This is a genomic window from Candidatus Poribacteria bacterium (assembly GCA_021295755.1).
Classification (GTDB): domain Bacteria; phylum Poribacteria; class WGA-4E; order WGA-4E; family PCPOR2b; genus PCPOR2b.
Genome location: JAGWBT010000125.1, coordinates 1 through 739, shown reverse-complemented (window position 1 = coordinate 739; position 739 = coordinate 1). Strand labels below are relative to the sequence as shown.

1 protein-coding gene is annotated in these 739 nt (G+C 55.5%); it reads right to left on the bottom strand.

Annotated features, from left to right (window positions below; genetic code table 11):
• Window positions 1-44: 44 nt before the first annotated feature.
• A partial coding sequence (locus tag J4G02_16995; GenBank protein MCE2396248.1) for an aspartate aminotransferase family protein occupies window positions 45-739 on the bottom strand: 695 nt, incomplete at its 5' end.

Below are 739 nucleotides of genomic sequence, written 5' to 3'. Positions count from 1 at the left end.
CTAAAATCTACCATAATCGCTTTGGGCACTGTGGATCGTGCGATCTAAAAGTCAGTAAGCACGTCTTGGAACGTCTCAAAGATTCGATCTGCCTCGGCAGCCGTCAGAATCAGCGGCGGGGCAAGGAAGATGATATTCTCTGGTTCGTCCACAGTCTGCCCGATCCGTCCGACGATAATGCCCCTCTTCAGGATTTCCGCGCAGATTGCTTTGGTTGTGGCGGTGTCGAGTTGTGTCCCATCGCTATCGCTGACCAGTTCAACACCGATCATCAGCCCCTTCCCTCGGACATCGCCGACAATCGGAAGGGTTTCGAGCGTCTTCAGGTTTTTGAGGAGGTAGCTTCCGACCCGCTCAGCGTTTTCTGCCAGTCGTTCCTCGGTGAGGATCTCCAAGTTTGCCAGACCTGCTGCACATGCGACGGGATGTCCGCCGTAGGTGCAGACCTGCGCGAACTCTCGGCTGTCCTCCGGCTCACCGAGAAATTCCGAAAAGACGGCATCGTTTGCCACACATGCTCCCAACGGGATGTAACCGCTTGTCAGTCCTTTAGCAAGGGTGATGATGTCTGGCTCCACGCCCCAATGTTCGCAGCCGAACAATCTTCCCGTTCTGCCGAAGCCGGTGATCACTTCGTCGGCGATTAGCAGGAGGCCATATTTATCACAGATCTCTCTGACTCTTGGGAGATAGGTGTCCGGTGGTACAAGCACTCCGCCCCCACCGATGATAGGCTCGG